This is a genomic window from Kerstersia similis (assembly GCF_965139615.1).
GTDB lineage: Bacteria > Pseudomonadota > Gammaproteobacteria > Burkholderiales > Burkholderiaceae_B > Kerstersia > Kerstersia similis.
Window position 1 is genome coordinate 1 of record NZ_CBCSIQ010000044.1, and the last position, 6,538, is coordinate 6,538.

8 protein-coding genes and 2 tRNA genes are annotated in these 6,538 nt (G+C 60.5%); 6 read left to right on the forward strand and 4 right to left on the reverse strand.

Annotated features, from left to right (window positions below; translation table 11 throughout):
- Positions 1-86 precede the first annotated feature (86 nt).
- Positions 87-1,016, reverse strand: a complete 930-nt coding sequence (locus tag ACNA1V_RS17145) for a LysR substrate-binding domain-containing protein (protein WP_415834792.1) — start codon at positions 1,014-1,016, stop codon at positions 87-89.
- A 103-nt stretch (positions 1,017-1,119) separates the two neighbouring features.
- Here ACNA1V_RS17145 and ACNA1V_RS17150 point away from each other — a divergent pair, with 103 nt between their 5' ends.
- Positions 1,120-2,418, forward strand: a complete 1,299-nt coding sequence (locus ACNA1V_RS17150) for an SLC13 family permease (RefSeq protein ID WP_415834793.1) — start codon at positions 1,120-1,122, stop codon at positions 2,416-2,418.
- Positions 2,419-2,647: 229 nt separating this feature from the next.
- Positions 2,648-2,724, forward strand: a tRNA-Val gene (locus tag ACNA1V_RS17155).
- A gap of 130 nt (positions 2,725-2,854) precedes the next feature.
- On the opposite strand, the gene ACNA1V_RS17160 is transcribed toward ACNA1V_RS17155, so the two are convergent.
- Positions 2,855-3,058 carry a hypothetical protein gene (locus ACNA1V_RS17160; protein ID WP_415834794.1) on the reverse strand — a complete coding sequence of 68 codons (204 nt, stop codon included), beginning with the start codon at positions 3,056-3,058 and terminating at the stop codon, positions 2,855-2,857.
- A gap of 334 nt (positions 3,059-3,392) precedes the next feature.
- On the opposite strand from ACNA1V_RS17160, the gene ACNA1V_RS17165 reads away from it, so the two are divergent.
- Both ACNA1V_RS17165 and ACNA1V_RS17170 read left to right on the forward strand, forming a co-directional pair.
- Positions 3,393-4,037 carry an HAD family hydrolase gene (locus tag ACNA1V_RS17165; RefSeq protein WP_415834795.1) on the forward strand — a complete coding sequence of 215 codons (645 nt, stop codon included), beginning with the start codon at positions 3,393-3,395 and terminating at the stop codon, positions 4,035-4,037.
- Between the two features lie 35 nt (positions 4,038-4,072).
- Complete coding sequence (locus ACNA1V_RS17170; protein ID WP_415834796.1) at positions 4,073-4,606, forward strand: DedA family protein; 534 nt, start codon at positions 4,073-4,075, stop codon at positions 4,604-4,606.
- A 153-nt stretch (positions 4,607-4,759) separates the two neighbouring features.
- On the opposite strand, the gene ACNA1V_RS17175 is transcribed toward ACNA1V_RS17170, so the two are convergent.
- Positions 4,760-5,056: a hypothetical protein gene (locus ACNA1V_RS17175; RefSeq protein ID WP_415834797.1), complete on the reverse strand. Its 297-nt coding sequence runs from the start codon at positions 5,054-5,056 to the stop codon at positions 4,760-4,762.
- 219 nt (positions 5,057-5,275) lie between these two features.
- A tRNA-Ser gene (locus ACNA1V_RS17180) sits at positions 5,276-5,363 on the reverse strand.
- A 176-nt stretch (positions 5,364-5,539) separates the two neighbouring features.
- On the opposite strand from ACNA1V_RS17180, the gene ACNA1V_RS17185 reads away from it, so the two are divergent.
- Both ACNA1V_RS17185 and ACNA1V_RS17190 read left to right on the forward strand, forming a co-directional pair.
- Complete coding sequence (locus ACNA1V_RS17185) at positions 5,540-5,878, forward strand: hypothetical protein (protein ID WP_415834798.1); 339 nt, start codon at positions 5,540-5,542, stop codon at positions 5,876-5,878.
- A gap of 23 nt (positions 5,879-5,901) precedes the next feature.
- A partial coding sequence (locus tag ACNA1V_RS17190) for a PIN domain-containing protein (protein ID WP_415834799.1) occupies positions 5,902-6,538 on the forward strand: 637 nt, incomplete at its 3' end.

Here is a 6,538-nt window from a genome sequence, read left to right on the forward strand (position 1 = left end):
GCCATCCACCGGCAGTAACGCACGCCCCGAACAATCGGCAGGCGCAGCAGCGCCAACCCAGCAACATGCCGGACACCGGCTTGCGCTCATGCAGACCCCGCGCGACAGCCGCTGCTCCCCGCCAGCTCAGAATCAGGGCACAAATAGTTCACCAGGCGCCAAAGCGCGGCATTTCCCGCCTCACGCCGCCGCAGGCACACTCGCAAGTCGCGCTGCGCCCAATCATTGCGCAGCGGGATGGCCGCGAGGCGCATACTGTGCTGCGCCCGCCTGGCCGTGGTTTCAGGCACGATACCAATGCCCACGCCCGCCTGCACCATCAGGCAAATCGCATCGAAACTGCGCAGCTGCACGCGCAAATGCAGCCGACGGCCTTCGCGCAAGGCCCGATCGGCCAAAAACCGTTGCAAGGCGCTTTCTCGATCCAGGCCGATGAAAGCGCGATCCAAGACCTCGGCAAAACTGGCGCTCGCCGCACCCGCGATGGGATCGGAGCAAGGCGCAACAATCACGAAGCGGTCGGACTTGAATGGCAACGTCAACAAGGCGCCGGTATCGACCGTACCCGCCACAATGCCAAGATCCGCAGCCCCTTCCGCGACCCGCACGACAATTTCATCACTGAGGCGTTCCTGCAAATCAACCGCGATGCCAGGGTAATCCGCCAGGAAGCGCCCCAGCACCTCCGGCAGGAACTCAGTCAGCGCATTCGTATTTGACAACAGCCGAATCTGCGAGCTCGCGCCACCCGAGAAAGCCCCCAACTCCTCGTGCATCAGATCCGCCTGCGCCAGCAACTTGCGTGCGTGGGCCAGCAAGGCATGGCCAGCAGGCGTCAGCGTGACGCCCTGGCGGCTACGCTCCAGCAGGCGGGTGCCAAGAATGGTTTCCATGCCGCGCACCCGTGTGCTGGCCGCAGCCAATGCCGTGTGCGCACGCACCGCCCCACCCGTGATGCTGCCTGCCTCCGCGATGTGGCGAAACAGGCCGAGATCGGCAAGATCGAGTTTGGCCATAAAAAACCTTCGTTTTTTTGAAAGGAATCCATGAGAATTTAAGGATTCATATGTAATTCTTGCTCGGATATCCTTCGCGAATATATAACAATCGGGAAATGCAATGGCAGCAGAATCATGGATGAGCGCAAGCATCATCATCGTAACGATCGGGCTTTGGGCGACAGGAAAGCTGCCGGAGTACCTCGTTGCCCTGCTGTTCTTTGCTGCTGCTGCCGTTCTGAACCTTGCCCCGCCCGAGATCCTGTTTTCAGGTTTTTCTTCGGCAGCGTTCTGGCTGGTACTCAGCGGCTTTATCCTAGGCGTTGCCATCCGTAAAGTCGGCTTGGCGGACCGCATCGCCCGCAGCCTGGCAAGCCGGTTGACGGGTTCATGGCCCCGCATGGTTGGTGGCGTGGTGCTACTGACCTATGCACTGGCTTTCGTCATGCCCTCCAACATGGGGCGCATCGCCTTGCTGATGCCGATTGTTCTGGCGCTGGCCGATCGCGCCGGGCTGGCCGCAGGCAGCCGTGGCCGCACGGCCCTGGCCCTGGCGGTCGGCTTCGGGACATTCCAGCTTTCCGCCAGCATCCTGCCTGCCAATGTGCCCAACCTGGTCATGGCCGGCGCCGCCGAAAGCGCCTATGGCATCCATCTTTCATATTTGCCTTACCTGGTGCTGCACGCCCCCGTTCTCGGGCTGCTCAAGGGGCTGGCGCTGGTGGCATGTCTGTGCCTGCTGTTCCCGGCGAAACCCTGTATGGTCTTGCCAGAAGGGCCTGGCAACCCCTTGAGCCAGGCCGAAAAGCGCTTGGGCGTACTGCTGCTCGCAACGCTGGCGCTATGGATGACTGATGCCGTGCACGGCATCTCGCCTGCCTGGATCGGCCTGAGCGCAGCCTGCATTTGCCTGTTGCCTCGCATCGGCTTCCTGACCGGCGATGAATTCGCCACCGGCGTCAACATCCGCACCTGTATTTACGTGGCCGGCATCCTGGGGCTGACGGCGCTGGTGAACCATTCCGGACTGGGGACGGCCATGGGCAGTTGGCTGCTGCACATACTGCCACTCGACCCCGCCAGCCCGGCGCGCAGTTTCGGGGCATTGATAGCCCTGACCAGTGCATTGAACTTCACCGTTACGGCCAATGGCGTGCCGGCTCTGTTCACCCCCCTCGCACAACCCATGGCCGAGGCCTCCGGCCTGCCCCTACTGACCATTCTGATGGTGCAGGTCATTGGCTATGCCACGCCGCTGCTGCCTTACCAGGCATCCCCCATTGTTGTCGCCATGGGCATGGGCCATGTGAAGGCCAGAGATGGCATACGACTCTGCCTGGCGCTGGCGGCAATCACCTTCTTCGTACTGGTACCGCTCGACTACGGCTGGTTCACACTGCTAGGCCTGATGCCCCGCTGACACGCCATCCGCGCCATGCCCAAAAGCCCCCATGCCCGCCTGCAAAAAAATGACCGGAAATTTACACAAACAAAAAAATATGTATATAATTCCGCTTCTTCAGTTCAGCACCACAAACGCGGTGCGGCGGAAGGCAACAGGCAAATCGCCAGGGACGAAAAAAATTCTCCCAAAACGAAAATTCTGTTGACAGCAGTAAAAAAATGGTTGTAGAATCATTTTTCTTTACAGGCGGTTAGCTCAGTTGGTTAGAGCGCCACGTTGACATCGTGGAGGTCGTTGGTTCGAATCCAATACCGCCTACCAGAATACCTGCAGATCAAGCCACCAGAAATGGTGGCTTTTTTGCGTCTGGACAGGAAGAACGCCACCGAGCCCCCGCCGGTTGAGCCCTGCTGACGAAGCGGCCTTCGACAGCAGCAGCCCCCCATGCTTTTTACTTGGTGTCCGCCACCAGCTCCTCGATCAAGGTAATGATCTGGGTCATATACGGATGGCGCACTTCCCCAGTCTCGGGATTACCCATCAGATTCGCACGCGCACGGTCAACCACCTGATCCATATCGTGCCCCAAATCCTGAACTGCCTTCACTAACGCCTTGGCCGCTTCCTGATGATGCGGGGATACCTGCTCTGCCATCAACCCTCTCCTTGCAACGATTCACTCTGGTCATGCATGCACCCTCGGCCGGCACAACCCGTTGCCAGGAATGCTACCGCAAAACCACTCTCCTGCCATGACACGCGAACACCATGCCAACACCATGCGCCATGCGCCATGCGACGCCATTGCGGCTGCACCGGCCAGCGACACCAAAAGGGTTGCCCCGCCCCTGATGGATAATGAAGCCTGACACAACGCGCAGGTACTGCCAGCCCGGCCGGACCAAACACGGCGCTCCGCCCACGACGCCAACCTGGCTTGTACGCCTGATCAGCACCTGCGTGCAGCAAAACCCTTGCAGACCGCCTAGATGACAACAGCAACGCCCGCGATCGCCTCATCCCCCATACCTATTGCCGCCTTTGATTTCGATGGCACCATCAGCGACCGCGACAGCCTGAAAGATTTCGCCCGTTTCGCAGCGGGATGGCCCAGGTACGCCAGCGCCTGCCTGCGTACCGCCCCCACTGCAATCCTGTGGGCCTGCGGCCTGCGCACCAGACAAGAAACCAAAGCCGCTTTTCTTGCTCGCTGCCTGCGCGGCCTGTCGCGCGGCCAACTATCCGAACTCGCGCAGCACTATGCCGCCCACAGACTACCCCGCCTGATCCGCCCCGACATGCGGGCCCGCATTCAAGCCCACCAGCAACAGGGGCATCGTCTAGTTCTGGTCAGTGCATCCGTTTCCCTGTACCTGCAACCCTGGGCACAAGCCACGGGCTTTGACGCAGTACTGGCAACAGAACTGGCATATGCCAACGACACATTCCAAGGTGAATTCGCCACCCCGAATTGCTGGGGCGCAGAAAAAGTCAGGCGACTATCGCAATGGCTGGGCACCCCCGCCCCCAAACTCACGTATGCTTATGGCGACAGCCGCGGCGACCGTGAAATGCTGGCGCAAGCCCAACACCCCTGGCTACGCGGCAAACATGCTGAGTTTCCTCCGCTTTAGCGGCCCCCGCCCGCCTTCAGACCCGCAAGACGGCCATGCTCGCTCCCCTATTGTCCTTCCTGCAGGAAACCTCCAGCAGCATCCTGGCTCTCGGCGCCAGACACAGCAACTGGCTCGCCCTCATCAGCTTTATCCTGGCGCTGCTCAAATCCCTGCCTTTTGTCGCCCTGGTCATCCCCGGCACGGCCTTGCTGCTGTCGATTGGCGCGCTACTCGGCGCAGGCGACATCCCCTTCATCCCGATCTGGCTGGCCATCTCGCTGGGCGCAGGACTGGGTGACTGGATCTCATACTCGCTGGGCCTGCGCTATGGGCCGCTCATCCTGAACTCTCGCTGGATCCGATGCCGGCAGGCACTTTATGTCAGAACGAAACGCTTCTTCGATCGCTGGGACTGGGCCAGCATCGTGCTATGCCGCTTCTTCGGCCCACTCAGGGCAACTGTCCCGCTGATCGCCGGCATCTTCAAAATGCCGCAACGGCGCTTTCACATCGCCAACTGGCTCTCCGCCATTTTGTGGACCTGCACCCTGCTATTACCTGGCTGGGCAGGCTTCAAACTGCTGTAGCACCTGAACACCCGATTGCACCAGCCCAGCTGACGCCGGGCCGGCCACCACCCCTGCAGCAACCGCCACCCGCCTGCACCGCACTCACGCCCGGAAAAAATTGCAAGACAGCAGCCGCACGGCGGAATGGAAAAACACGGCTGGCACGCCCGCTTAATGCGCCTTGTTGCCAGCCTCCCTGGCCTCCTGCAAACCTTGCTCAATCACCGAACCGGCAGCCTCCAGCACCTTGCCGATATGATCCATGGCATTTCGGCACGCGCCCTCCTCCGTCGCCACACGCTCACGGATCGTGTCATTGAGCCTGTTGTAAGACGTTGCCACCTTGGACACATCAATGGATCCATTGGCGCAAATCGCCACAACAAGATTTTGCAGGCCGATCTGCATCCCCCTGACCCGCTCTTCCAGCTCAAAAAGCCTGGACTCGAGTGTTTCCTGATCTGTCATGGTCTTCTCCAAAATATATAGATAGCAACAAGCAAGAAATCTTACACGGCCGTGCTGCAACACGTGGCAGGGAAAACGGCAAAAACCCCGTCCCGCCCCCCATCGCCGGCAGCCCGGCACCGGGCTCTTTACCTCGCCCCAAAGGCCGGGATGAACTGCGCCCGAAAACTAAAAACCCGCTGATCCGGATAACGGAATCAGCGGGTTGAATAGCGTTCTTGGCGGAGGCGGTGAGATTCGAACTCACGAACGGTTGCCCGTTGCCGGTTTTCAAGACCGGTGCAATCGACCACTCTGCCACACCTCCCAGGATGCTGAATCACCTGCTCGGGGGGAAACCGGCAGCACTGCAACCTTTTCAAGAGACGGGATTCTAGCAGACTTCCACCCGGCGTCGATATGTCCCTGCAACTCTGCGGCACACTACCGGAGCGCTGCCCGGTTCAGCGCTAGAATGGCGGCTGAGAGATTTGCGGGATTTTCATGTCTGTCCTGAGTAAACAAACCGGAACCTGCCAGCGTGGCGTGATTCTGGAAACCTCCCGAAGCGGCGTCAGCTTCCGTATTTATGTCGTCATCGGCGAAGCCGATCTGGACGCAGTCACCGAAATCCTGCCTGCCCAGGTCTTTGAAGAAAGTGGCGAAGTACATGTCTGTGGCATGGACACCCCGGAACAGGCGCCCGAACAACTGCCCGAAATACTGGACAACATGAACGATGGAGATGTTGCCGTCATTTTCTGTGCCTCGCCAGCCGTGCAGCAATCGGTGCTCTACAGTCTGCGCCTGCCGGGCATCGCGCTCCCTTCCCACCTGAACTGACCCACCGACGCGGACCCTCACGCATGAATACCACTGCCACGTTGCCGCCCCCCAGCCATGTGGTGCTGGATGCCTGCGTCCTGATGCCCGGCATCCTGCGGCGCCTGCTGCTGCGCATTGGCAGCATGGGCCTGTATCAGCCCGTCTGGAGCGAATACATCGGTGACGAATGGCGTCGCAATGCCGCACGCATCTGGTCGATCCCACCGGAACGGTTGATGCAGGAATGGCAAGCCATGCAAACGGCCTTTCCCCTCGCCTCCTCAGACAACCTGCAGGAATGGCAAGCCGGACTGCGCTACAGCGACCCAAAAGACTGGCATGTCATCGCAGCGGCCCGCGCAGCCCTGGACCGCGAACCTGAGGCCAGCATCGTCATTGCCACCTGGAACCTGCGCGACTTCAACCGCTCCGAACTGCGCCGCCTGGGCATGCAGGCCATCTCGCCCGACACCCTGCTGACACGATGCTGGCATGCGGCCCCCACCGTACTATTGGCCGCACTGGAAGGCATGGCACAAGACGCCACGGATCTCGGTGGCACACCAGAACCCATTGCCGACGCCCTACGGCGCGAACGTCTATTCCTGCTGCGCCAAATGTTCTGGGCCCAAGCACAACACAAGACCGAAACCCACTTATCCCACCCTGACGCCACCC